Genomic DNA, 25,528 nt, shown 5'->3' on the forward strand with positions numbered 1-25,528 from the left:
CCCCGTGCCCCCAGCAGGCCAGCAGCCGCCGATCCGCCGTCCCGCCGTCCCGCGCCGGGACGTCGGCCGCGCACCCGGGCCGGCCCGTCGGACGGCTCCCCCCGGGCCGCGCAGCGAGCCCGGTCCGCGGCGCCGTCGGCCGACGCTGGGCCTGCAGCAGCGCGACACCCGCAACCGGTGGGGTCTGGCCCTGCTGATCACCCTGCTGGTGGTGGTCGTCGGCAAGCTGGTGGTCCTGCAGGGCGTCGACGGCGCCGCCTACGCCCAGGCGGCCGAGGCCGACCGGATGTCGGTGTCGCCGATCGAGGCCGCCCGCGGTGAGATCACCGACCGCACCGGGCGGGTGCTGGCCTACTCCGTGGACGCCGAGCGGGTGGTCGCCGACCCGAAGGCGGTCACCGACCCGACCCGCACCGCGCTGGCGCTCACCACGCTGCTCGGCGTCCCGACCGAGGAGCTCACCGAGAAGCTGTCCCGGGACAGCCGCTACGTGGTGCTCAAGCCCAAGGTGCCCACCGACGTCACCGACCAGATCCGCGAGCTGCCGCGGGCCGACCGCGCCGGCATCCTCTTCGAGGACGACCCGGTGCGGCTCTACCCCGCCGGCCCGGTGGGCGGTCAGGTCGTGGGCTTCGTGGGCACCGACGGAGCCGGGCTGGCCGGCATCGAGCGCACCTTCCAGGACCAGCTGACCGGCACCGACGGCGAGGAGCGCACCGAGGTCGACGGCAGCGGCAACCCGATCCCCTCGGGCATCGACGACACCACCCCGGCCGTCGACGGCAGCACGGTGCAGCTGACCATCGACGAGGACCTGCAGTACGTCGTGCAGCAGCGGCTGGACGCCGCCTGCGCCGACGGGGCCACCACCTCCGGCTCCGCGGTCGTGCTGGACGTGCACACCGGTGAGGTCGCGGCGATGGCCGCCTGCCCCGGCTACGACCCGGCGCACTACGGCGACACCGATCCCGAGCTGCTGGGCAACCCGGTGGTCTCCGACGTCTACGAGCCCGGTTCGGTGATGAAGGCGGTGACCCTGGCCGCCGCCATCGACCAGGGCAAGGCCACCAAGGACACCGTGCTCAGCGTCAACGGCCACATCGAGGCCGGGGACGTGGTGGTCAAGGACGCCACCGACCACGCACCGCGCAACTACACGGTCACCGGGATCCTGGCGAAGTCCAGCAACGTCGGGGCGATCATGCTGGCCCGCGAGGTCGGCGACCAGACCCTGGAGAAGTACCTGCACGACTTCGGCATCGGCCTGCAGACCGGGGTCGAGCTGCCCGGGGAGAGCGCCGGCATCCTGGAGCCCTCGGCCGACTGGACCGCCAGCCGCGCGGCCAACGTGCCGATCGGGCAGGGCGTGTCGGTGACCACCCTGCAGATGGCGTCGGTCTACCAGACCCTGGCCAACGGGGGAGTGCGCATCCCGCCGCGGATCGTCTCCTCGGTCACCGCCGCCGACGGCACGGTCACCCCCACGCCGCGCCCCGACGGCACGCGGGTGGTCAGCCAGGACACCGCGAGCCAGCTGACCTACATGCTGGAGGCGGTCGTGGGCAAGGGCGGCACCGCGCCGCTGGGCGCCGTCGACGGCTTCCGGGTGGTCGGCAAGACCGGCACCGCCCAGCGGGCCAACCCGGCCTGCAGCTGCTACGCCGGCGGTGGCTACTTCACGACCTTCGTCGGCTACGCCCCGGCCGACGACCCGCAGTACGTCGTCGCCGTCGACCTGGAGCGCCCCACCAGCGACGCCGAGGGCGGCCAGGTCGCCGCCCCGGTGTTCTCCGACGTCATGCGGTTCGCGCTGACCTCCGGCGGCGTCGTCCCCTCGGGCTCGCCGCGGCCCGACTTCACCCTCCTGGCCCCCTGATCCACCCCTCGACGCCGGACCGGGCGACCCGGGCGACACGAGGTGGACCGGTGGCCGGGCGCGGAGGTGCCACGCCGGTAGATTGGGTCGTCGTGACCCCGACCGCCTCCGGGTCGGCTCCCCGACCTGCGGGGAACCGACCTGTACCGCTCACCGACCTGGCCGACCTGACCGGCGCCCCCGTACAGGGGGCCGCCACGGTCGCCGTCTCCGGCGTCACCCTCGCCTCCGGCGCGGTCCTGCCCGGCGACCTCTACGCCGCGCTCCCCGGCGCCCGCACGCACGGCGCCGCGTACGTGCCCGAGGCACTGGCCCGCGGTGCGGTCGCGGTGCTCACCGACGCCGCCGGCCGCGCCGCGATCACCGACCTCGACGTCCCCGTCTGCGTCGTCGAGGACCCGCGCGCGGTGCTGGGGCCCGTCGCCGGCCGCGTGTACGGCCGCCCCAGCGAGCAGCTGACCGTGCTGGGCATCACCGGCACCAACGGCAAGACGACGACGAGCTACCTCGTCGAGGCCGGGCTGGCCGCCGCCGGCCGACCCAGCGGCCTGATCGGCACCGTGCAGACCCGCACCCGAGGTCGCGGCGCCGACGGCGAGCCGGTCACCACCGAGCTGCCCAGCGTCCGCACCACCCCCGAGGCGCCTGACCTGCACGCCCTGCTGGCCACGATGGTCGAGTCGGGGGTGCAGGCGGTGGTGATGGAGGTGTCCAGCCACGCGCTGGTGCAGGGCCGCGTGGGCGGGGTGGGCTTCGCCGCCGCCGGGTTCACCAACCTCTCCCGCGACCACCTGGACTTCCACGGCGACGTCGAGAGCTACTTCCGGGCCAAGGCGCTGCTGTTCGACGGGCGCGCCGCGGTCGAGGTCGTCGACGTCGACGACGAGCACGGACGCCGGCTGGTCCGCCCCGGCACGGTCACCGTCAGCACCGCGGGGCGGGACGCCGACTGGTCGGCCGCCGACGTGACCACCCTCGCCGCCGGCGGCTCCACCTTCACCCTGCGCGGTCCCGGTGGGCGCAGCTGGCCGGCCCATCTGCGGCTGCCCGGTGACTTCAACGTGGCCAACGCCGTGCTGGCGGTCGCGCTGCTGGACGCCGTGGGCGTGCCGGTGGAGACCGCGCTGGCCGGGCTGGCCGACACCGTCGTCCCCGGCCGGATGGAGCCGGTGGACGCCGGCCAGCCGTTCATGGCGGTCGTGGACTACGCGCACACGCCGGACGCGGTCGCGACCGCGCTGGCGGCGCTGCGCGGGCCGACCACCGGCCGGCTGGTCACCGTGCTCGGCTGCGGCGGCGACCGGGACGCCGGCAAGCGCCCGGCGATGGGCGCGGCCGCGGCTGCCGGCAGCGACGTGCTGGTGGTGACCGACGACAACCCGCGCTCGGAGGACCCGCAGGCGATCCGGGCCGCGATGCGCGCCGGTGCGGAGGAGGTGCCGGCCCAGCAGCGGGCCGAGCTGCTCGAGATCGGCGACCGGCGGGCTGCACTGGCCGCGGCCGTCGCCCTCGCGCGACCGGGTGACACGCTGCTGGTGGCCGGCAAGGGCCACGAGACAGGCCAGGAGGTGGGAGGTTCCGTGCTGCCCTTCGACGACCGTGCGGTGCTCCGCGAGCTGCTCGCCGCCCGCGCGGAGGTGACCGCGTGAAGTCGGTGCTGGTCGCCGCCGCGGTGGGGCTGATCGTGTCGATCCTGCTCACGCCGCTGGCCATCAAGGCGTTCCGCCGGCAGGGCTTCGGGCAGGAGATCCGCGACGACGGCCCCGAGAGCCACCTGTCCAAGAAGGGCACGCCCACGATGGGCGGCACGGTCATCGTGCTGGCCACCGTGCTCGGCTACCTGGTCGCCCACCTGTTCCTGATCAACCAGGACGGCCGCGGGGTCACCGCCACCGGCCTGCTGCTGCTGTTCCTGCTGATCGGCATGGGCACCGTCGGGTTCCTCGACGACTTCCTCAAGATCCGCTACCGGCGCAGCCTGGGGCTGAACAAGACGGCCAAGCTGGTCGGCCAGCTGGTCGTCGGGCTCACCTTCGCCGTCCTGGCCCTGGTCGAGGACGGCAACGACGGCACGGCGGTGGCGACCAAGGCGGTCTCCTTCGTCCGGGACATCGCGCCGCTGACCATGCCGGCGTTCCTGTTCTGCGCGGTGGCCTACCTGTTCATCGCCGGCTTCTCCAACGCGGTGAACCTCACCGACGGCCTCGACGGGCTGGCCGCCGGCTGCTCGGCGATGGTCTTCGGCTCCTACGTGGTCATCTCGTTCTGGCAGTTCGGCCACGACTGCAGCTCCGCGCTCGCCCTCGACGGTTGCTACACCGTCCGCGACCCCCTCGACGTCACCCTGGTCGCGGCGTCGGCGATGGGCGCCTGCCTGGGCTTCCTGTGGTGGAACACCTCGCCGGCCCGCATCTTCATGGGCGACACCGGCTCGCTGGCCCTGGGCGGGCTGATGGCCGGGCTGGCCATCGTCACCCGCACCGAGCTGCTGCTGGTCGTCCTCGGCGGGCTGTTCGTCGCGGTGACCCTCTCGGTGGTCATCCAGGTGGCCTTCTTCCGGGCCACCCGCCGCCGGGTGTTCCGGATGGCGCCGCTGCACCACCACTTCGAGCTCGCCGGGTGGGCGGAGAACACCGTCATCGTCCGGTTCTGGCTGGTCACCGGGATGGCAGTGGCCTTCGGGCTCGGGCTGTTCTACGCCGACTGGCTCTCCTTCGCAGGTCTGTGATGGCCGTCCTCGTCGCCGGGCTCGGCGTCTCCGGGGCGGCCGCCGCGCGGGTGCTGCTCGCCCGCGGGGACGACGTGGCGCTCACCGACGCCCGGGAGCCCGCGGTGCTGGCCGAGCTGGTCGCCGCCGGCGGCCGCTGGCTCGGCCCCCTGACCACGCCCCCTGAGGACGTCGACCTGGTGGTCACCTCCCCGGGCTGGCGGCCGGACTCCCCGTTGCTGGTGGCCGCCGCCGAGCGCGGCATCGAGGTCATCGGGGAGCCCGAGCTCGCCTGGCGGCTGCGGGTCGCAGCGCCGGGCGGGGAGCCCGCGCCCTGGTACGCCGTCACCGGCACCAACGGCAAGACCACCACCGTCACGATGCTCGAGCAGGTGCTGCTGGCCGGTGGCCTGCGCGCGGTGGCCGCGGGCAACGTGGGTCGGCCGCTGGTCGAGGTGGTCACCGCCACCGACGCCGACGGGCGGCCCAGCTTCGACGCCATCGCCGTGGAGCTGTCGAGCTTCCAGCTGCACTGGTCGAGCTCGATCGCCCCGGCGGCGGCGTGCGTGCTCAACGTCGCCGACGACCACGTCGACTGGCACGGGTCGTTCACCGCCTACCGCGACGCCAAGGCCCGGCTGCTGCGGCTGGCCCCGGTCGCGGTCGCCGACGCCGGCGACCCGGTCGCCGCCTCACTGGTGGTCGCCCACCCGCACCCGGTCACCGTGACGCTGGCCGAGCCCGCCCCCGGCCAGCTCGGCGTGCGGGGGAGCGACCTGGTCGACCGGGCCTTCGCCGACGACCCGGCCGGCGAGGTGCTCGTGTCGACCGGTGAGCTGCAGGTCAGCGGGCCGCACAACCTGGTCAACGCGATGGCCGCCGCGGCCCTGGCCCGGGTCGCGGGGGTCGACGCCGACGGCGTGCGCCGGGGGCTGGCCGCCTTCTCCGGCGGTGCCCACCGCAACGTGCTGGTCGGGACGGTCGGGGGAGTGGACTTCGTCGACGACAGCAAGGCGACCAACCCGCACGCGGCCGCCGCGTCGCTGGCCGCCTACCCGCGCGTGGTCTGGATCGCCGGTGGCCTGCTCAAGGGCGCCGACGTCGACCCGCTGGTCGCCGCGGTCGGGCCGCGGCTGGCCGGGGTCGTGCTGCTGGGCCGGGACCGGGAGGAGCTGGCCCGCTCGCTCGCGCGACACGCCCCGACGGTCCCGCGCACGGTGGTGGCCAGCGGCGACGATGGGGCCATGGGTGCCGATGTGACGTACGGGGACGGTGTGATGCGGCAGGTCGTGGCCGCCGCCGCCGCGCTGGCGAGCCCCGGTGACACCGTCCTGCTCGCCCCCGCGGCGGCCTCGATGGACGTGTTCACCGACTACGCCCACCGGGGACGAGCCTTCGCCGACGCCGTCCGGGCGCTGGGCTGAGCCCGGCGATGACCGCGAGCACCCGCGAACGCCGGAGCGCAGCCGTCGTCCACGAGCCCCCCACGCCCCCCACGCCCCCCGCGCGCAGCGGGGCGTTCCGGTTCCGCGGGCCGGCGTGGCTCGAGGGGCCGATGACCAGCTCGCACATGGTGCTCGGCTCGGCCGGGATGCTGCTGGCCATCGGGCTGGTCATGGTCTTCTCCGCCTCCTCGATCGAGGCGGCGCTGGACGACCAGCCGGCCTGGCTGCCCGGCGTCCGGCAGATCGTCTTCGCCGTCCTCGGCCTGGTCGCCATGCTGGTCGCGATGCACCTGCCGATCGGCCGGATCCGCCGGTTCGCCGGCTGGGGCATGATCGCCGCCTTCGGCCTGCTGACGCTCGTCCTCGTGCCCGGCCTCGGGGTGGAGCTCAACGGCTCGCGCGCCTGGTTCGACCTCAAGGTCACGAACTTCCAGCCCTCCGAGCTGGCCAAGCTGGTGTTCGCGCTCTGGGGCGCGCACGTCATCGCACTGCGCGAGCGGTACCTGACCACCCGGTCGCTGCTGGTCCCCGTGCTGCCCGCCTTCGCGCTGATGAGCCTGCTGCTGCTGGCCGAGCCCGACATGGGCGCGGTGGTCAGCCTGTCGCTGGTCGTCGCCGGGCTGATGTGGGCCGGTGGGCTGTCCCGCCGCTACATCGCCGGTGCGGTCGGCCTGGCCGCCGCGCTGGTGGCCCTGATGGTGGCGGTGGCCCCCTACCGCGCGGCCCGCATCACCGCCTTCCTCGACCCCTTCGCCGACCCCTCCGACGGCGGGTACCAGGCCATCCACGGCTTCTACGCGCTGGCCTCCGGCGGGGTCGCCGGCGTCGGGCTGGGCAACAGCGCGATGAAGTGGAACCTGCTGCCGCACGCCGAGTCCGACTACATCTTCGCCATCATCGGCGAGGAGATGGGCTTCCTCGGCTGCCTGGTGGTGATCAGCCTCTACGCGGTGCTGGCCTGGGCCGGGTTCCGGATCGCCCGCCGCTCGGCCGACCGGTTCGTCCAGCTGGCCAGCATCGCCATCACCGTGTGGCTGATCGGCCAGGCCACCATGAACATGGGCTACGTCGTCGGCCTTCTCCCGGTCACCGGCGTCACCCTGCCGCTCATCTCCGCCGGTGGCACCTCGCTGGTGCTCACCCTCTTCATCGTCGGGCTGCTGGCCCGCTTCGCCCGGGCCGAGCCCGCCGCGGTGGCCCACCTGCAGTCCCAGCCCCGCGGCCGGCTGGCCCGGCTGTTCTCCCCGGCACCGGCCATCGCGGTCGACCCGATCCCGGCCCGCCGCCGCTCCGGCAGCCGCGGCAGCACCCGGTCGACCAGCAGCCCCCGGCCGGTGGAGCGGTTCGACCGCCGCGGTGAGCCGCTGCGTGGGGTGCGTCCCGACCCGGCCGGCCCCCGCGACCTGCGCGCCGTCCGCCGGACGCCGGGCCCCGCGCCGGCCCGTGCCCCCCGGCCGCCGGGCTGGGGCCCCACCCCGGAGGAGCGCTGGGCGCCTGCCGACCGGCAGACTGTCCGGAGCCGGCAGCCCGCCGGTGACCGCCCGTCCGTGCTCCGCCGGCCCCCGTCGGCCGCTGGACCCGTGCCGCGCGACGTCCCCCGCGACGTCCCGCGCGAGCGCAGCTGGTCCGGCGACCCCTCGACCGCGCGCGCCCGGCCGGCGCCGCGGTCCCACCCCCCGCGAACGGAACGGCCAGGACGCCTGCAGTGACCGACCCCTCGAACGACGCCCGGCCGGCCGGGCAGGTGCACGTGGTGCTCGCCGGTGGCGGCACCGGCGGGCACATCGAGCCCATGCTCGCCCTGGCCGACGCGCTCACCCGCCGGCGCACGCCCGCCGGCGAGCCCGCGGTGCGGGTCACCTGCCTGGGCACCTCCCGCGGCCTGGAGACCCGGCTCGTGCCCGCCCGCGGTTACGACCTGCGGCTCATCCCGCCGGTGCCGCTGCCGCGCAAGCCCACCCCGGACCTGCTCCGGGTGCCCGGGCGGGTGTGGCAGGCGGTCTCCCAGACGCGCGCCCTGCTCACCGAGCTCGGAGCCGACGTCGTGGTCGGGTTCGGCGGCTACGTGGCGCTGCCGGCCTACCTCGCCGCCCGCGGTGCCCGCGTGCCGGTCGTCGTGCACGAGGGCAACCCGCTGCCGGGCCTGGCCAACCGGGTCGGCGCACGGCTGGCCGCCCGGGTCGCGGTGACCACGGCGGGCACGCCGCTGCGCGGTGCTGAGCACGTGGGCATGCCGCTGCGCTCGGCGATCACCGGCCTGGACCGGGCCGGACTGCGTGCCGAGGCCCGCGCCGCCTTCGGCCTGGACGCCGACCGGCCGACGCTGCTGGTGTTCGGCGGCTCCCAGGGCGCGGCCTCGCTGAACCGGGCCGCCGTCGGTGCCGCCGACGCGCTGACCGCCGCCGGGGTGCAGGTGCTGCACGCCCGCGGGCCCAAGAACACCGACGTGACGGTGCCCGCCCGCCCGGCGGGGTCGGCGCCCTACGTGGTCGTCGACTACCTGGAGCGGATGGACCTCGCCTATGCCGCCGCCGACCTGGCGCTGTGCCGGTCCGGCGCGGTCAGCGTGGCCGAGCTGTCGGCGGTCGGGCTGCCCGCGGCCTTCGTCCCGCTGCCCATCGGCAACGGCGAGCAGCGGCTCAACGCGCTGCCGGTGGTCGAGGCCGGTGGCGGGCTGCTGGTGGCCGACGCCGACCTGACGCCGTCCTGGGTCCAGGAGCAGCTGGTGCCCGTGCTCACCGACGCCGACCGGCTGGCCACGCTGGCCGCACACGCGGCCGCCGCGGGCACGCCGGACGCCGACGAGCGGCTGGCCGACATGGCGCTGGCCGCCGCCGCCACCCGGAGGGGAACCCGATGAGCGCCGACGACGTGGCCGCCTGGACCGGGCCGATCCCGCCGCTGGAGGAGCTGGGGTCGGTGCACTTCGTCGGCATCGGCGGGGCCGGCATGAGCGGCATCGCCCGGATCATGCTGGCCCGCGGGGTGCGCGTCTCCGGCACCGACCGCCGCGACTCCCCGGCCCTGCGCGCCCTGGCCGCCTTGGGCGCCCGGGTGGAGGTCGGCCACGACGGCGCCCACCTGGGCGACGCCGCGACCGTGGTGGTCTCCACCGCGATCCGCGACGACAACCCGGAGCTGGTCTCCGCCCGCGAGCGGGGCCTGCGGGTGCTGCCCCGGGCCGTCGCGCTGGCCGCGGTGATGGCCGGGCGGCGCAGCGTCGCGGTGGCCGGCACGCACGGCAAGACCTCGACCACCTCGATGCTCACCGTCGCCGTGCAGGCCTGCGGGGTCGACCCGTCCTTCGCCATCGGCGGCACGCTGAACGAGTCGGGGTCCAACGCGCACTCCGGCCAGGGCGACGTCTTCCTCGCCGAGGCCGACGAGAGCGACCGGTCGTTCCTGCTGCTGGCCCCGCTCGGCGCGATCGTCACCAACGTCGAGGCCGACCACCTGGACAACTACGGCGACCTCGCCGCGGTCGAGGCGGCCTTCGACACGTTCGTGGGCACCGTGCCGGCCGAGGGGTTCCTCGTGCTCTGCGCCGACGACCCGGGCGCCGCCCGGCTGGCCGGCCTGGGGTCCACCGCGCGGGTGCGCACCTACGGCGAGGGGGCGGACGCCGACCTGCGGCTGGTCGACCTGCGGGTCGCCGCCGACGGCACCCGCTACACCGCCGTCCTCGACGGACGTGAGCTCGGCGAGGTGCACATCCAGCTGCCGGGTGCGCACATGGCGCTCAACAGCGCCGCCGCCCTGCTCGCCGGCCTGGAGCTGGGGCTGCCGGCCGCCGGGCTGATCGCCGGGCTCGAGCGCTTCGGCGGGGTCCACCGGCGGTTCGAGCTCAAGGGCACCGCGGCCGGGGTGCGGGTGTACGACGACTACGCCCACCACCCGACCGAGGTCGCCGCGCAGCTGCGCGCCGCCCGGGCGGTGGTCGGGTCCGGACGCCTGGTCGTGCTCTTCCAGCCGCACCTCTACAGCCGGACGGCGCAGTTCGCCCAGGGCTTCGGCGAGGCGCTGGGCCTGGCCGACCTGGTGGTGGTGATGGACGTCTACGGCGCCCGTGAGGACCCGGTGCCCGGTGTGACCGGGCGGCTGGTGGCCGAGGCGGTCCCCGGGGCCGACCGGGTCTGGTTCGAACCGTCCTGGTCCGCGGCCGCACCGCGGGTGGCCGGGCTGGCCCGCCCCGGTGACCTGGTGGTCACCATGGGCGCCGGCGACGTGTCGATGGTCGGCCCCGAGGTGCTCGCGGCGCTCACCGACCCGGAGGCGGCCGACGGCGCGGCGGACGGGACGGAGCCGTCCCGGTGAGCCGGGTCGGGACGACCACCAACGACCGCGCGGGCGCACCCCGGCGCCGGAGCGGGTCATCCCGGCGCGGTGCCGCGGCGGAGCAGGCCCCGTCGGTGGTCCCGTCGGGACCCCGGCGCGCCCGCCGCCGGGGCGCCCGCCGCCCGGTGGACCGGCGCCGCCGGCTGGCCGTCGGGATCGGGTCGGCCGTGCTCCTGGTGGCCGTCGCGGCCTGGGTCGTGCTCGCCAGCCCGTTGCTGTCGGTGCGCACCGTGCAGGTCGACGGGGCCTCGGCCCTGGCCGGCGACGAGGTCGTCACCGCGGCCGGCATCGCGGTCGGCACCCCGCTGGCGCGGGTCGACACCGCCGCCGCCGCGACCCGCGTCGGTGGGCTCCCGCAGGTGGCCTCGGTCGAGGTCACCCGCGGCTGGCCCGGCACCGTGGTGGTGACCGTCGTCGAGCGGGTGCCGGTCGCGGTCGTGCAGACCGCCGGCGGGCGCCAGCTGGTCGATGCCGGGGGAGTGGTGTTCGAGACGGTCACCGGTCCGGTGCCCGACGGCGTCGTCCCCCTCGAGGTGTCCGCGCCCGGCCCCGACGACGCCGCCACGCGGGCCGCGCTGGGGGCGGTTACCGCGCTGCCCGCCGAGGTACGCGCGCAGTTGACCGGGGTCACGGCGCGCACCGCCGACGACGTCACCCTGACCCTCACCGACGGCCGGAGCGTGCGGTGGGGCAACGCCGACCTCACCGACCGCAAGGCCCGGGTGCTGGGCGCGCTGCTGCAGCAGGTGGAGGCCGGCGCCATCGAGCCCGGCGCGCTGCTGGACGTCAGCACCCCGGACGCCGTCGTCCTGCGCTGACGGATGCCGGCGCCCGCGCGCCCGGGACCCTGCGGCGAGGCCGGGCGACACGCCCGGGGTCCGCAGGGACCTGAGATCTCTCCGACCGTCGAGCTGTCCTCCACCCGCAGGACGTCTGCACCTCTACGTGAGACGATTGCGCGCGGGTCGTCACCAGGCGTGAGACGTCTGTGACTGGCGGGTCGCCTGATCCGGGTGGGAGATCACAGTCCGGACACGCCGAGCCCGGTGGGGTGCTTGCTGGCGTGCCAGGGCACACCTAACTTCGACCACACACCCACCAGTTGACATAACTATAAGGCTTAACCTGAGGATGAAGGTCCAGTTGGGGAGCGCGGCATGACACCTCCGCACAACTACCTCGCGGTCATCAAGGTCGTCGGCATCGGCGGCGGCGGCGTGAACGCGGTCAATCGGATGATCGAGGTCGGCCTCAAGGGCGTCGAGTTCATCGCGATCAACACAGACGCGCAGGCGCTGCTGATGAGCGACGCCGACGTCAAGCTCGACGTCGGTCGCGAGCTCACCCGTGGTCTGGGCGCCGGCGCCCAGCCCGACGTCGGCCGCCAGGCCGCCGAGGACCACCGCGAGGAGATCGAAGAGGTGCTCAAGGGCGCCGACATGGTCTTCGTGACGGCCGGCGAGGGTGGTGGCACCGGTACCGGTGGCGCCCCCGTCGTCGCCTCGATCGCGCGCAAGCTCGGGGCCCTGACCATCGGCGTGGTCACCCGTCCGTTCTCCTTCGAGGGGAAGCGGCGGGCGGTCCAGGCCGAGTCGGGCATCGAGGAGCTGCGCAACGAGTGCGACACGCTCATCGTGATCCCGAACGACCGGCTGCTGCAGCTGGGCGACCGGAACGTGAGCGTGATGGACGCCTTCCGCACCGCCGACCAGGTGCTGCTGTCCGGCGTCCAGGGCATCACCGACCTCATCACCACGCCCGGCCTGATCAACCTGGACTTCGCCGACGTCAAGTCGGTCATGTCCGGTGCGGGCTCGGCGCTGATGGGCATCGGCAGCGCGCGCGGTGACAACCGCGCGCTGCTGGCCGCCGAGCAGGCCATCGCCTCCCCGCTGCTGGAGGCCTCGATGGAGGGCGCCCACGGCGTCCTGCTGTCGATCTCCGGCGGCTCGGACCTCGGCCTGTTCGAGATCAACGAGGCCGCCTCGCTGGTCAGCGACGCCGCCCACCCCGACGCGAACATCATCTTCGGGGCCGTCATCGACGACGCCCTCGGCGACGAGGTGCGGGTGACGGTGATCGCCGCCGGCTTCGACAGCGGCCGGCCCAGCAACCGCAAGGACGCCGGCACCACGCTGCTCGCGACCGCCGCCCCCGTGGCGCCGGCCGTCCCCAGCGCGCCGGTCAGCGCACCGGCACCTGTCCGGGCCGCCGCGCCCGCGCAGACCGGTGAGCGGCTGGTCAGCCAGCCGCCGGCCGCCGCTCCGCCGGCTGCTGCCGCCCCGCGTCCGGTGCAGCCCGTCGCCCCGGCGCAGGGTGGTGGGGTCACCGTCCCGCCGCTCCCGCCGATCGCCGGGCCGAACAAGGACGCCCGACGGCCGCTGGGGTCCGAGGACTTCGAGGAGGAGCTCGACATCCCCGAGTTCCTCCGCTCGCAGTGACGGTGGCGCACCAGTGAGCTCCGGACCGGCCGTCCCGACGGCGGTGCGACCCCGACGGGTCGTCACCGACCGCCGGGGCGGCCGTTCCGTTGCGCCCTACGACTCCTTCAACCTCGGCGTCCACGTCGGGGACGACCCGGCCGACGTCGCCGCCAACCGGGCCCGCCTGGCCGGCGAGCTCGGTGTCCCCGGTGAGCAGGTCGTGTGGATGACCCAGGTGCACGGCACCGGGGTCGCCATCGTCGAGGACGCCGGGGAGAACCCGGTCGCCGACGTCGACGCCCTGGTGACGGCGACGCCGGGCCTGGTGCTGTGCGTCCTGGTCGCCGACTGCGTGCCGGTGCTGCTGGCCGACCCGGTCGCCGGGGTGGTCGCGGCGGTGCACGCCGGCCGCGAGGGCGTGCGTCGCGGTGTCGTCCCGGCAGCGCTCGCGGCGATGACCCGGCTGGGCGCCCGCCCGGCCGACGTCGAGGCGCTGCTGGGACCGGCCGTCTGCGGGCTGGACTACGAGGTGCCCGCCGCGATGCAGGCCGAGGTCGCCCGGGTGGCCCCGGCCAGCGACGTGCGCACCCGGCAGGGCACCCCGGGGCTGGACCTGCGGGCCGGGATCGCCGAGGTCCTCCGGGGCGCGGGGGTCCGCCAGGTCGTGCACGACCCCCGGTGCACCGTCGAGGACCCGCGGTTGTTCAGCCACCGCCGCGACGGGGTCACCGGCCGCCAGGCCGGGGTCGTCTGGCTCGGATGACCGAGGACCCCCTCGCCCAGCAGGCTCGTGGCCCCCGGCCCCGTCCCGAGGCCCGCCCCGAGCTCGCGAGGGGGGAGGGGGACGGGGTCCTCCGGCTCGCCGAGCAGCTGGCCGCGAACCTGCGGGCGGTCCGGGAGCGGATCGACGCCGCTGCCCGGGCCGCCGGCCGCGACCCGGCCACGGTCGCCCTGCTGGCGGTCAGCAAGACCCACCCCGCCGAGGCGGTGGCGGCCCTGGCCGCGCTCGGCCAGCTCGACTTCGCCGAGAACCGGGTGCAGGAGCTGTCGGGCAAGGCGGCCGCACTGGCCGAGGACCGGGGCGTCCCCGCGCTGCGGTGGCACCTGGTCGGCCAGCTGCAGCGCAACAAGGCGGCGGCCGTCGTCCGGCTGGGTGCCACGGTGCAGTCGGTCGACCGCGAGCCGCTGCTGCAGGCGCTGGCCCGCGCCGCGGAGACCCAGGAGCGGGTCGTCGACGTCTTCGTCCAGGTCGACCTCGGCGGGCCCGAGGGGCAGCTGGGGGAGCGGGGCGGTGCCCCGCCCGACGACGTGCCCCGGCTCGCCGACGCCGTGGGTGACGCCGCCGGTCTCCGGCTGCGCGGCCTGATGGCGGTGGCCCCGCGGGGCACCGACCCGGCGCCGGCCTTCGAGCGGCTGGCCGCGCTCGCCGCCCGGGTGCGGGCCGACCATCCTGCTGCCTCGGAGCTATCGGCAGGCATGAGCGGCGACCTGGAGGCCGGTGTGACTGCTGGTGCCACTGTGGTGCGTGTCGGTACCGCGTTGTTCGGCGTGCGGCCCCTAGCCTCCGGAGCGGAGGACCCGCACGGCACCCGTGCGCGGTCCTGAGTCACACCAGCACCACGCGACCCACCGATCCGCCGGCCGCAGCACGAGCCGGCGGCGCCGACGAGAACTGAGGAGACGTCCGATGGCCGGAGCCATGCGAAAGATGGGGGTCTACCTCGGCCTCGTCGAGGACGACGACACCCGGGGCGGGTACGACCGCTACGCCTCGCGGCAGGGCGACTACGACCGTGACGAGCGCGGCTACGAGCGGGGCGGGTACGACCGCTACACCGCCGAGCACGACGACACCTACGGCGAGCCGGTCCCCGCCGGTGCCGACAGCCGCTACGGCGGCGGGCAGTTCGCCGAGGCCGGTTACGGCGACACCGGCTACGGCGCGCCCGGGTACGACACCGAGCACCCGGGGAGCCACTTCGCCGGCGACCGCTTCGACGACCGGGGCCCCGAGCGCGCACCCGAGCCCGAGGTCTCCCTCGGCCGCCGGCCGGCCGCCGCCCCGCGCACGCTGGGGCTCGCCCCCGCGCCAACCCTGGGCAGCACCTCGGCCCGGCTCGCCGGTGGGTCGGGCATCGGCGCCGGCAGCGCCGGCCTGGGCGGCAGCGGCTCGGCCCGCAGCCGGATCGGCGCCGTGTCCGGGGCCGCGGGCCTCGCGGTGAGCGAGCCGATGTCGGTGCAGGCCGCACCGGAGCCGGCCCCGGCCCCCGTCCCGGCCCCCAAGCCGACGCCGAACTACCGGATCACCACCGTGCACCCCAAGGACTACAACGAGGCGCGCACGATCGGCGAGCGGTTCCGCGACGGCATGCCGGTGATCATGAACCTCACCGAGATGGAGCACGCCGACGCCAAGCGCCTGGTCGACTTCGCGATCGGTCTGACCTTCGGTCTGCACGGTAGTATCGAGCGCGTCACGGCCAAGGTCTTCCTGCTCAGCCCGCAGGACGTGGACGTGACGGCTGAGGACAAGGCCCGCATCCGTGAGGGCGGTTTCTTCCAGCAGCCCTGATCCACCGCACGCCCCGCCCACCGCGCACGACGTGCCCTGAACGATCGAGGACCGTGAACGTACTGCTGGACATCGTGGCGTCGGTCCTGCTCGTCTTCCTGATCCTGCTGTTCGCCCGGTTCGTCGTGGACTGGGTGATGGTCCTGGCCCGCAGCTGGCGTCCGCAGGGTCTCGTCGCCGCCGGGCTCGAGGTCGTCTACTCGACCACCGACCCGCCGCTCAAGGCGGTGCGGAAGGTCGTGCCGCCGTTGAACCTGGGGTCGATCCGGCTCGACCTGGGGTTTATGGTGCTCCTGATCGCGGTCGTGGTGCTGCGCAGCATCGTGCAGAACCTCGCTGCGTCCGTCTAGTCGCCGGACCTCGCTGAGGCCGCGGCGGGGGTCGGTCACCCTGCTCGGTCGGTCGCTGTCCTGAGAACCTCCCTGTCGTCCCGTCCCACCTGAGGTGAGCCGCATGCCACTGACTCCCGCCGACGTCCACAACGTCGTCTTCAAGAAGCCGCCGATCGGCAAGCGCGGCTACGACGAGGACGAGGTCGATGCCTTCCTGGACGTGGTGGAGGCCGAGCTGGCCCGCCTCATCGAGGAGAACAACGACCTGCGCAGCTCCGGCTCGCGCACCGACCGGCCCGAGTCCGCGCCGATGACGGTGGCCGCCCCGCCGCCCCCGCCGGCCCAGACCTCCGCCCAGGTCCGCGAGGACGACAGCATCCGGGCCTCCCGCATGCTCGCCCTGGCCACCGAGACCGCCGAGCGGCACGTCAACGAGGCCAAGGCGCAGGCCGACCAGATGGTCGGCAGCGCCAAGACCTCCAGCGACCGGATGATGAGCGAGGCCCGCGCCAAGAGCGAGCAGATGGTCGGCGAGGCCAAGAACCGCGCCGACGCCATGCTCGGCGACGCCCGCACCCGGGCCGACACGATGGAGCGCGAGGCCCGCGCCAAGGCCACCGCCCTCGCCCAGGACGCCGAGCGCAAGCACGTCGAGGCCATGGGCTCGCTGGAGGAGAAGCGGGCGAGCCTGGAGCGCAAGGTCGACGAGCTCCGCACCTTCGAGCGCGAGTACCGCACCCGGCTGCGTTCCTACCTCGAGTCGCACCTGCGCGACCTCGACAGCCGCGGCTCCGCCGAGCCCGCCTCGAACAACCGGCAGAACCAGCACGTCAGCGCGTAAGCGCCGCCCGCGCTCGGCACAGCCCCTCCGGACCCCGGTCCGGAGGGGCTGTGCGTGTTCCGGGGGGTCGACGGGGCGGCGCCGTTAGCATCCGGCTGTGCTCCTGGCCGCCGTGCTGCTCGTGCTCGGTGCCGCCGGGTTGTTCGCCGCGGGGCTGGCGCAGGGGTCGGCCGCCCTGCAGTGGGCCTCGTTCGCCAGCAGCCTGGCCGCGGCCGCGGTGCTGGCACTGGGTGCTGTGACCCGACGCTCGGCCCGCACCCACCGGCCCGCCGTCCGCTCGGCCCTGGCCCCGGCGGGTGCACCTCTCGTCCCGGCTCCCGACGTCGCCAGAGCAGCGCCGACGACCGGCGCCCACGCCGTGCGCGAGCCGGCTGCCGCGGTGGTGAGCCGTGCCGAGGTGACCGGCGGGGACCCGGGTGTGGAGGAGGTCGCGGTCGCCGACCTGCTGCTGGTGCTCGACCTGACCACCGACGTGCTGGTCGTCGACGAGCACCCGCGCTACCACCTGCCCGGCTGCCCGCACCTGCGCGGCGTGCCGACCGTCCCGCTCCCGATGGTCGAGGCCCGCACCGACGGCTTCACGCCGTGCGCGGTCTGTACCCCCGACCACGTCCTCGCCGACCGCGAGCGGTCCCGCCGCACCGGCTAGGCCCCGCCCCCCGGCCCCCGTGCCGGGCCCCGCCGCGAGCTCGCGAGCGGTGGGGGGCACGGGGGCCCTCCCTCAGGCGCGGGCGATCCAGATCCGCGACCCCGACGGGCCCTCGAGGGCCTCGCCGTCGCCGGTCGTCTGCGCGTGCACCGAGCTGGCCAGCACCTCACCGGCCACCTGCTCGGCCTGCTCGGTCAGCGCCTGGGCCACGGCGTCCTCGCCGGTCCACCACAGCTGGATGCGGTCGCTGACGGCCAGGCCGGTGGTCTTGCGGGCCTCCTGCACCAGCCGGACCACCTCGCGCACCAGCCCGGCGCGCTCCAGCTCGGGAGTGAGGGTGAGGTCCAGCGCGACGGTCAGCCCGCCGGCCGAGGCCACGGTCCAGCCCTCGCGCGGGGTCTCGGTGACGATCAGGTCGCCCTCGGCCAGCGGGACGTCGGCGCCCTCGACCGGCACGGTGGCCGTGCCGGCGCGGTAGGCGGCGACGAGCTCGGCCGGGTCGGTGGCGGCGACGGCCGCGGCGACGGCCTGCACCTGCTTGCCCAGCCGGCGGCCCACCGCGCGGAAGTCCACCTTCACCGAGACGTCGACCAGCGAGCCGCCGACCGCGGCGAGCTCCGTCAGCTCGGCGACGTTGAGCTCGTCGGCGACCTCGGCGACCAGGTCGCGGGGGAGCTGCGACCACCCGGGGGCCGCGACCAGGGCCCGGGCCAGCGGCTGGCGGGTGCGGGACTTCGCCGAGGTGCGCGCGGAGCGGCCCAGCTCGACCAGCCGGCGCACCAGCGTCATCTGCGCCACCAGCTCGTCGTCGCGGGCCTCGGCGTCCACGGTGGGCCAGCTGGCCAGGTGGACCGAGTCCGCGGCGCCGGTGAGCCCCGGGGCGACGACGGTGCCCCACACCCGCTCGGTGACGAACGGGGTGAACGGCGCCATCAGCCGGGTCAGACCGTCGAGCACCTCGTGCAGCGTGCCCAGGGCCGACGGGTCGCCGTCCCAGAAGCGGCGGCGGCTGCGCCGGACGTACCAGTTGGACAGGTCGTCGACGAACTCGGCGATCAGCCGGCCGGCGGTCTGGGTGTCGAAGTCCTCCAGCGCGCGGGTGACCCCGTCGGTGACGGAGGCGAGCTCGGCCAGCGCCCAGCGGTCCAGCAGTGGCCGTTCCGCGCGCGGGGGCGCGGGGGTGGTCGCGGGGTCCCAGCCGTTGGTGGAGGCGTAGAGGGTGAAGAAGCTGGCGGTGTTCCAGTAGGTCAGCAGCACCTTGCGCACGACCTCGGACAGCGTCTCGTGCCCGACCCGGCGGGCCGACCACGGCGAGCCGCCGGCGAGCATGAACCAGCGGACGGCGTCGGCGCCGTGCCGGTCCATCAGCGGCATGGGCTCCAGGATGTTGCCCAGGTGCTTGCTCATCTTGCGGCCGTCCTCGGCCAGGATGTGGCCCAGGCACAGCACGTTCTCGTAGCTGCTCTGCTCGAACACCAGGGTGCCGACGGCCATCAGCGTGTAGAACCAGCCGCGGGTCTGGTCGATCGCCTCGGCGATGAACTGCGCCGGGTAGGCCGCCTGGAACTCCGCGTTGTTGCGGTGCGGGGCGCCCCACTGGGCGAAGGGCATCGAGCCGGAGTCGTACCAGGCGTCGATGACCTGCCGGACCCGGCGGTAGGTGCCCTCCTCGCCGTCCACGGTGAAGGTGACGTCGTCGATGAAGGGCCGGTGCGGGTCCAGGTCGGACAGGTCGCGGCCGGTCAGCTCCGACAGCTCGGCCAGCGAGCCGACGACGACCATCCGGGACGGGTCGGCGTCGTTGCGCCAGATCGGCAGCGGCGTGCCCCAGTACCGGTCGCGCGAGAGCGCCCAGTCGACGTTGTTGTTGAGCCAGTCGCCGAAGCGACCCTCCTTGATGTTCTCCGGGTACCAGTTCGTGCGCTCGTTCTGCGCCAGCAGCTGGCCCTTGACCTCGCTGGTGCGGATGTACCAGGAGGGCTGCGCGTAGTACATGAGCGGCGTGTGGCAGCGCCAGCAGTGCGGGTAGCTGTGCTCGTAGCGCAGCTCCCGGTACAGCACGCCCCGGTCCTGCATGTCCTGCACGAGCGTCGGGTCGGCGGCCTTGAAGAAGTGGCCGCCCACCAGCGGGACGTCGGCGGTGAAGTGCCCGGTCGGGTCGATCGGGTTCACGACCGGCAGCCCGTAGGCCCGGCCCACGGCGAAGTCGTCGGCGCCGAAGGCCGGCGACTGGTGCACCAGCCCGGTGCCGTCCTCGGTGGTGACGTACTCGGCCAGGACGACGTAGTGCGTCTCGACGTCCTCGGGGAAGTCGACGAGGGTGAACGGGCGCTGGTAGCGGGTGCGCTCCCAGTCGCGGCCGGTGGTGCGGGCCAGGACCTGCGCGCCCTCGCCGAGTGCTGCGGTCAGCAGCGGCTCGGCCACGACCAGCGGGCGGCCCTGCTCGTCACCGGCCGGGCGGGCCACGACGTAGGTGACGTCGGGGTGCACCGCGACGGCGGTGTTGCTCGGCAGCGTCCACGGCGTCGTCGTCCAGACCAGCAGGTCGGCCTTCTCGGCCCACTCGCCGGTGGTGACCGGCATCCGCACGTAGACCGAGGGGTCGACCAGCGTCTCGTAGCCCTGGGCCACCTCGTGGTCGGAGAGGCCGGTGCCGCAGCGCGGGCAGTAGGGGGCGACCCGGTGGGACTCCACCAGCAGGCCCTTGTCGAACACCTGCTTCAGCGACCACCAGACGCTCTCGATGTAGCTGGCGTCCATCGTGCGGTAGGCGGTCGACATGTCGACCCAGTAGCCCATCCGCTCGGTGAGCTCGGCGAAGGCACCGACGTGCCGCTCGACGGACTCCCGGCAGCGGGCGTTGAACTCCGCGATGCCGTAGGCCTCGATGTCGGGCTTGCCGGCGAAGCCCAGCTCCTGCTCGACGGCGATCTCCACGGGCAGGCCGTGGCAGTCCCAGCCGGCGCGGCGGGGCACGTGGTAGCCCTGCATCGTCTTGAACCGGGGGAAGACGTCCTTGAACGCGCGCGCCTCGATGTGGTGGGTGCCCGGCCGCCCGTTCGCCGTCGGCGGGCCCTCGTAGAACACCCACTGGGGGCGGTCGGTGGAGCCCTCCAGGGTGCGGGCGAAGACCTCGTCGGTCGCCCACTGCGCCAGCACCTCGTGCTCGAGGGCCGGCAGGTCGACCTGGGGCGGGAGGGCCTGGAAGGGGCCGGAGGGTGCACTCACGTCCCCATCATCCCCGACCCCGCCACCGCCCCGACGCAACCGGCGTCATCCGGGCGGCACACCGGTACGGGACACTGCCCCGCATGGGGGCCCGGCGATGAACACCACGGTCACCGCGGCGCTCGCCGTCGGCGCCCTGGTGGTCCTCGTCGCCGCCGTCGCGCTGCGGCTGGCCGACCGGATCGGGCTGCCCTCGCTGCTGCTCTACCTCGCCCTCGGCGTCGCCCTGGGCGAGAGCGGCGTGGGCGTCGAGTTCGAGGACGTCGCCCTCACCCAGACCCTCGGGGTCGCCGCCCTGGTGGTCATCCTGGCCGAGGGCGGGCTGACCACCCGCTGGGCCGACGTCCGCCGGGCGGTGGGCCCGGGCATCGCGCTGTCCACGGTCGGGGTGGTGGTCAGCGTCGCCGTGGTCGCCGTGGTCGCGGTCTGGCTGCTCGACTACTCCTGGGCCTTCGCCCTGCTGCTGGGCGCGGTGGTGACCTCCACCGACGCCGCCGCGGTGTTCTCCACGCTGCGCCGGCTGCCGCTGCCGCGGCGGATGGTGGCCACCCTGGAGCTGGAGTCCGGGCTCAACGACGCCCCGGTGATCCTGCTGGTGCTCGCCCTGTCCGAACAGCTCACCGGCGGGCACACCCACCCCTGGTACCTGGTGCTGGCCGAGGTGCTCGGCGAGCTGGCCGGGGGAGCGGTGATCGGCGTCGGCCTGGGCTTCGGCGGCGCCTGGCTGCTGCGCCGGGCCGCGCTGCCCCTGGTCGGCTTCTACCCGCTGGCGACGCTGGCGCTGTGTGTGCTGGCGTTCTCCTCCGCCGACCTGGCGCACACCTCGGGCTTCGTGGCCGTCTACCTGTGCGGGCTGGTGCTGGGCAACTCCGCGCTCCCGCACCGGGCCGGCACGATCGGCTTCGCCGAGGGCATGGCGAGCCTGGCCCAGATCGGGCTGTTCGTGCTGCTGGGGCTGCTCGTCTCGCCGTCCCGGCTGCCCGGGGCGCTGCTGCCCGCGCTGCTGATCGGCGGGGCGCTGCTGCTGCTGGCCCGCCCGCTGTCGGTGGCGGTGAGCCTCGTCGGCTTCCGGATGCCGGTCTCCCAGCAGGTGTTCGTCTCCTGGGCGGGCCTGCGAGGTGCGGTCCCGATCGTGCTGGCGACCTTCCCGATCGCCGCCCAGGTGCCCGGCGCCACCCGCGTGTTCGACACGGTCTTCGTGCTCGTCGTCGTCTTCACCCTGGTGCAGGGGTGGTCCCTGCCCACCGTCGCCCGGTGGCTGCGGATCGCCACCCCGGTCACCCCGCGCGACATCGACGTGGAGTCCGCCCCGCTGGACGAGCTCGGTGCCGAGCTCATGCAGCTGCGGGTGCCGGAGACCTCCCGGCTGCACGGCGTCTACCTGCCCGAGCTCCGGCTGCCGGAGAACGCCTCGGTGGTGCTCGTCGTCCGCGACGGCCAGCCGTTCGTCCCCGACCGCACCACGCGGCTGATGCGCGGGGACCAGGCGCTGCTGGTGACCGCCCGCGGCTCCCGGCTGGAGGCCGAGCGCCGGCTGCGCGCCGTCAGCCGCGGCGGCCGCCTGGCCACCTGGCGCGGCGAGTTCGGCGAGCCCAGCGAGACCGACTGACCCCCCCTGCGTCGACGGCGGTCTGGCCACCGGGGCGACCGTCGAGCCGGTGCGGGACACGGCCGGACGGTCGCCGAGGTGGCTGTACCCGGCCTCAGCCCCGCAGTTCCAGGGTCTTCGTCGTGTCGGCGCGGACCTCGGCCAGCAGCTCGGGGTTGTCCGAGAGCTGGTGGCCGTAGGAGGGGATGGCCTCCTGCAGCAGCGGGCGCCAGCCGTCGATCCGGTCGGGGAAGGCCCGCTCCAGCAGCGTGAGCATGGCCGCCGTCGCGGTCGAGGCGCCCGGGGAGGCGCCCAACAGGCCGGCGATGGTGCCCTCGGCACCCACGATGAGCTCTGTGCCGAACTGCAGGACGCCGCGCTTGGTGTTCGGGTCCTGCTTGATGACCTGCACGCGCTGGCCGGCGGTGATCAGCTCCCAGTCGCCGGACTCGGCGGTGGGCACGAACTCCTCCAGCGCCTTGAACCGCGAGCCGGTCGACTGCAGCACCTGCCCGATCAGGTACCTCGTCAGCGGGATGTTGGCGATGCCCGCGCCCAGCATCGAGCCGAGGTTGCCGCTGCGCACCGAGCGCGGCAGGTCCCACATCGACCCGGACTTCAGGAACTTGGGCGAGAAGCCGGCGTAGGGCCCGAACAGCAGCGACTGCTCGCCGTCGATGAGCCGCAGGTCCAGGTGCGGCACCGACATCGGCGGCGCCCCGACCTTGGCCTGGCCGTAGACCTTGGCCTGGTGCCGGGCGACCAGCTCGGGGTTGCGGCTGCGCAGGAACTGGCCACTGACCGGGAAGCCACCGAACCGGCGGATCTCCGGGATGCCCGAGCCCTGCAGCAGGGGCAGCGCGCCACCGCCGGCGCCGACGAACAAGAACCTGCTGCGCACGGTCCGCTTGGCGCCGGTGTCCAGGTCGGTGACGGTGGTGGCCCAGCGCCCGTCGGTCTCCCGGCGCACCTTGGCCACCCGGTGCCGCAGGTGCAGCTGCACGCCGCGGGCGACGGCCGCGTCGACGAGCAGCCCGGTGAGCGCGCCGAAGTTCACGTCGGTGCCGGAGAGGGACCGGGTGGCGGCGACGGCCTCGGTGGGGTCGCGGCGCTCCATCATCAGCGGGACCCAGTCGGTCAGCTCACCGGGGGAGTCGGTGTGCTCCAGTCCGGCGAACAGCGGCTGCGGTGCCAGCGCCTCGTAGCGGTTGCGCATGTAGCGGTGGCCGTCGGGGCCGGTGACGAAGCTGATGTGCGGCACGGAGGTGATGAAGGACTTGGGCGAGTCGGTCAGCCCGCTGCGCACCAGGTGCGACCAGAACTGCCGGGACACCTGGAACTGCTCGTTGATCCCGATGGCCTTGGTCGGGTCGACCGTGCCGTCGGGGCGGGCCGGGGTGTAGTTCAGCTCGCACAGCGCGGAGTGCCCGGTGCCGGCGTTGTTCCACGGCCCGGAGCTCTCCCCGGCCACCGCGGTGCCGGACTCGAACACCTGGACGGTCCAGTCCGGCGCGACGATCCCCAGCAGGGCGGCGAGCGTGGCGCTCATGATGCCGCCGCCGACGAGGACGACGTCGGGGTTGTGAGCGTCGCTGGTCACGATCTTCCTCCGTGCATCGAGTGGATTCCCGTCCCATCGTCGTCCGCGCCCGCCTGCTGCACGCCCCGGACCGGACGGTCTCCGGCGAACAGGGGGATGAGTTGGCTCACAGCGGACCTCCTGCCGAGGGTGCCCTGCGCCGGGCCCGCGCGCAGCCCGGCAGCCGGGAGGGCTCCAGCGTGGCAGACGGGCCGTCCGGCCCTCGCCGCTATCGTCGTCGCCGACGTGGCCGCCGGGGTCGCGGACAGGAGGACGGCGCGGTGTCCGAGCAGTCCCACCCCACCCCGGGGCCGGTGAGCGGGTCCTCCGCCGCCACCCCTCCGCCGCGCCGCTCCCGGGCCCGGTTGCTGCTCGGGCTGGCCCTCGCCGTGCTCGTCCTGGACCTCGGCACGAAGCTGCTGGTCGTCGCCACCATCGACCGCGGCGAGAACATCCGCACGCTGGGCGGGGCCGTCTACCTGACCCAGGCGCGCAACACCGGCGCGGCGTTCGCCTTCGCCGAGGGCGCCACCGTGGTGTTCACCCTCATCGCCCTGGCGGTGGCGGTGGTCATCGTGCGCAGCGCCCGCCGGCTGTTCTCCACCGGCTGGGCGGTCGCGCTGGCCCTGGTCCTCGGTGGCGCGGTCGGCAACCTGGTCGACCGGGTCTTCCGCGACCCGGGGTTCCTGCGCGGCGGCGTCGTCGACTGGATCTCGGTGTTCGGGCCGAACGGCGAGCACTACCCGATCTTCAACGTGGCCGACTCCGCGATCGTCTGCGGCGGCGTGCTGGGTGCGCTGCTGGCCTTCCGCGGCATCGAGTTCGACGGCGGCCGGACGAAGGACAAGGAGGCCGCGCGCACGGCCGCGGCCGACGCCGAACGGGACGCCGGGACCGCCGCCGGCTGATGGAGGACCCCTCTGCCCACCAGTCGGGAGCTCGCGGCGGGCCCCTGCGGAGGGGCCACAATGAACCGGTGACGAGCCACTCTGGACCGACCACCACCGGCGGACGGCGCGGTGAGCTGCGCTCCGTCCCGGTGCCCGACGGCCTGGAGGGCCAGCGGGTCGACCAGGCGCTGGCGCGGATGTTCGGCATCAGCCGCGGTGTGGCCGCCGACCTCGCCGACGCCGGGGCCGTGGTCGTCGACGGCCGGCCGCGCGGCAAGGGCGACCGGCTGACCGGCGGCAGCTGGCTGGAGGTCGAGCTGCCCCCGCCCCCGGGCGAGCCGGCCGCACCGCAGCCGGTGGCCGGCATGACCGTCGTGTACGACGACGACGACGTCGTGGTGATCGACAAGCCGGTCGGCGTCGCCGCGCACGGCAGCCCGGGCTGGACCGGGCCCACCGTCACCGGCGGGCTGGCCGCGGCCGGGTACCGCATCTCCACCAGCGGTGCGGCCGAGCGGCAGGGCATCGTGCACCGGCTGGACGCCGCCACCACCGGGCTGATGGTGGTGGCCAAGAGCGAGCGCGCCTACACGCTGCTCAAGGCCGCCTTCAAGGAGCGCACCGTCGACAAGGGCTACCACGCCCTGGTGCAGGGCCACCCCGACCCGTCCAAGGGCACCATCGACGCCCCCATCGACCGGCACCCCAAGCACGACTGGCGCTTCGCCGTCGTCACCGGTGGGCGCCCGTCGGTCACCCACTACGAGGTCATGGAGGCCTTCCCGTCGGCCAGCCTGGTCGACATCCACCTGGAGACCGGGCGCACCCACCAGATCCGGGTGCACTTCTCCGCGCTGAAGCACCCCTGCGTCGGCGACCTGACCTACGGCGCCGACCCGGCGCTGGCCGCCCGGCTGGGCGTGGGCCGGCAGTGGCTGCACGCCGTCCGGCTCGGGTTCGCCCACCCGGCCGACGGTCGCTGGGTGCAGTTCACCAGCGAGTACCCGGCCGACCTCGCCGGTGCCCTGGCGCTGCTGCGCAGCGAGAACTGAGCCGCGCCCCT

The 25,528-nt window shown here is 74.9% G+C and carries 20 protein-coding genes; 18 read left to right on the forward strand and 2 right to left on the reverse strand.

Annotated elements, in window-relative coordinates; genetic code table 11:
- The first annotated feature begins 4 nt into the window (after positions 1–4).
- The 15 genes from KUM42_RS18655 (at position 5) to KUM42_RS18725 (ending at position 17,180) form a co-directional block, all read left to right on the forward strand.
- Positions 5–1,876 (forward strand): penicillin-binding protein 2, encoded by a 1,872-nt coding sequence (locus tag KUM42_RS18655; protein ID WP_237494013.1) that lies wholly within the window; start codon positions 5–7, stop codon positions 1,874–1,876.
- Positions 1,877–1,968: 92 nt separating this feature from the next.
- Positions 1,969–3,525 (forward strand): UDP-N-acetylmuramoyl-L-alanyl-D-glutamate--2,6-diaminopimelate ligase, encoded by a 1,557-nt coding sequence (locus KUM42_RS18660; RefSeq protein ID WP_237494014.1) that lies wholly within the window; start codon positions 1,969–1,971, stop codon positions 3,523–3,525.
- Positions 3,522–4,604, forward strand: coding sequence for a phospho-N-acetylmuramoyl-pentapeptide-transferase (gene mraY, locus KUM42_RS18665; protein WP_237494015.1), 1,083 nt, complete (start codon positions 3,522–3,524; stop codon positions 4,602–4,604). Before KUM42_RS18660 ends, mraY begins: the two co-directional genes overlap by 4 nt.
- A complete protein-coding gene (gene murD / locus KUM42_RS18670) occupies positions 4,604–6,007 on the forward strand; it encodes a UDP-N-acetylmuramoyl-L-alanine--D-glutamate ligase (protein WP_237494016.1) in 1,404 nt (467 codons plus the stop codon). Before mraY ends, murD begins: the two co-directional genes overlap by 1 nt.
- Positions 6,008–6,138: 131 nt before the next feature.
- A complete protein-coding gene (ftsW, locus tag KUM42_RS18675; RefSeq protein ID WP_237494017.1) occupies positions 6,139–7,737 on the forward strand; it encodes a putative lipid II flippase FtsW in 1,599 nt (532 codons plus the stop codon).
- On the forward strand, positions 7,734–8,888 hold the full coding sequence (murG, locus tag KUM42_RS18680) for an undecaprenyldiphospho-muramoylpentapeptide beta-N-acetylglucosaminyltransferase (protein WP_237494018.1): 1,155 nt from the start codon (positions 7,734–7,736) through the stop codon (positions 8,886–8,888). The genes ftsW and murG overlap by 4 nt, the downstream gene beginning before the upstream one ends.
- Positions 8,885–10,342 (forward strand): UDP-N-acetylmuramate--L-alanine ligase, encoded by a 1,458-nt coding sequence (gene murC, locus KUM42_RS18685; RefSeq protein ID WP_237494019.1) that lies wholly within the window; start codon positions 8,885–8,887, stop codon positions 10,340–10,342. The genes murG and murC overlap by 4 nt, the downstream gene beginning before the upstream one ends.
- Before the next feature lie 95 nt (positions 10,343–10,437).
- Positions 10,438–11,181 carry a cell division protein FtsQ/DivIB gene (locus KUM42_RS18690; RefSeq protein ID WP_237494020.1) on the forward strand — a complete coding sequence of 248 codons (744 nt, stop codon included), beginning with the start codon at positions 10,438–10,440 and terminating at the stop codon, positions 11,179–11,181.
- Between the two features lie 339 nt (positions 11,182–11,520).
- Positions 11,521–12,804, forward strand: a complete 1,284-nt coding sequence (gene ftsZ / locus KUM42_RS18695; protein WP_237494021.1) for a cell division protein FtsZ — start codon at positions 11,521–11,523, stop codon at positions 12,802–12,804.
- A gap of 13 nt (positions 12,805–12,817) precedes the next feature.
- Positions 12,818–13,549 carry a peptidoglycan editing factor PgeF gene (gene pgeF, locus KUM42_RS18700; protein WP_237494022.1) on the forward strand — a complete coding sequence of 244 codons (732 nt, stop codon included), beginning with the start codon at positions 12,818–12,820 and terminating at the stop codon, positions 13,547–13,549.
- On the forward strand, positions 13,546–14,391 hold the full coding sequence (locus KUM42_RS18705; RefSeq protein ID WP_237494023.1) for a YggS family pyridoxal phosphate-dependent enzyme: 846 nt from the start codon (positions 13,546–13,548) through the stop codon (positions 14,389–14,391). Before pgeF ends, KUM42_RS18705 begins: the two co-directional genes overlap by 4 nt.
- Before the next feature lie 94 nt (positions 14,392–14,485).
- Entirely contained in the window at positions 14,486–15,358 is an 873-nt protein-coding gene (locus KUM42_RS20455; RefSeq protein ID WP_370629322.1) for a cell division protein SepF, read from the forward strand.
- A gap of 53 nt (positions 15,359–15,411) precedes the next feature.
- Positions 15,412–15,708, forward strand: coding sequence for a YggT family protein (locus tag KUM42_RS18715; protein WP_237494024.1), 297 nt, complete (start codon positions 15,412–15,414; stop codon positions 15,706–15,708).
- 103 nt (positions 15,709–15,811) lie between these two features.
- On the forward strand, positions 15,812–16,531 hold the full coding sequence (locus tag KUM42_RS18720) for a DivIVA domain-containing protein (RefSeq protein ID WP_237494025.1): 720 nt from the start codon (positions 15,812–15,814) through the stop codon (positions 16,529–16,531).
- A 97-nt stretch (positions 16,532–16,628) separates the two neighbouring features.
- On the forward strand, positions 16,629–17,180 hold the full coding sequence (locus KUM42_RS18725) for a hypothetical protein (RefSeq protein ID WP_237494026.1): 552 nt from the start codon (positions 16,629–16,631) through the stop codon (positions 17,178–17,180).
- Positions 17,181–17,252: 72 nt separating this feature from the next.
- Here KUM42_RS18725 and ileS read toward each other — a convergent pair whose 3' ends face one another.
- Positions 17,253–20,408, reverse strand: a complete 3,156-nt coding sequence (gene ileS, locus KUM42_RS18730) for an isoleucine--tRNA ligase (protein WP_237494027.1) — start codon at positions 20,406–20,408, stop codon at positions 17,253–17,255.
- 97 nt (positions 20,409–20,505) lie between these two features.
- On the opposite strand from ileS, the gene KUM42_RS18735 reads away from it, so the two are divergent.
- Positions 20,506–22,017, forward strand: coding sequence for a potassium/proton antiporter (locus tag KUM42_RS18735; protein ID WP_237494028.1), 1,512 nt, complete (start codon positions 20,506–20,508; stop codon positions 22,015–22,017).
- Positions 22,018–22,111: 94 nt separating this feature from the next.
- Here KUM42_RS18735 and mqo read toward each other — a convergent pair whose 3' ends face one another.
- A complete protein-coding gene (gene mqo, locus KUM42_RS18740) occupies positions 22,112–23,596 on the reverse strand; it encodes a malate dehydrogenase (quinone) (RefSeq protein WP_237494029.1) in 1,485 nt (494 codons plus the stop codon).
- Positions 23,597–23,856: 260 nt separating this feature from the next.
- Here mqo and lspA point away from each other — a divergent pair, with 260 nt between their 5' ends.
- Positions 23,857–24,483 (forward strand): signal peptidase II, encoded by a 627-nt coding sequence (gene lspA, locus KUM42_RS18745; protein ID WP_237494030.1) that lies wholly within the window; start codon positions 23,857–23,859, stop codon positions 24,481–24,483.
- A 68-nt stretch (positions 24,484–24,551) separates the two neighbouring features.
- Positions 24,552–25,517, forward strand: a complete 966-nt coding sequence (locus KUM42_RS18750) for an RluA family pseudouridine synthase (RefSeq protein ID WP_237494031.1) — start codon at positions 24,552–24,554, stop codon at positions 25,515–25,517.
- Positions 25,518–25,528: the final 11 nt, after the last annotated feature.

The sequence above is a fragment of the Modestobacter sp. L9-4 genome (assembly GCF_019112525.1).
Taxonomy (GTDB): domain Bacteria; phylum Actinomycetota; class Actinomycetes; order Mycobacteriales; family Geodermatophilaceae; genus Modestobacter.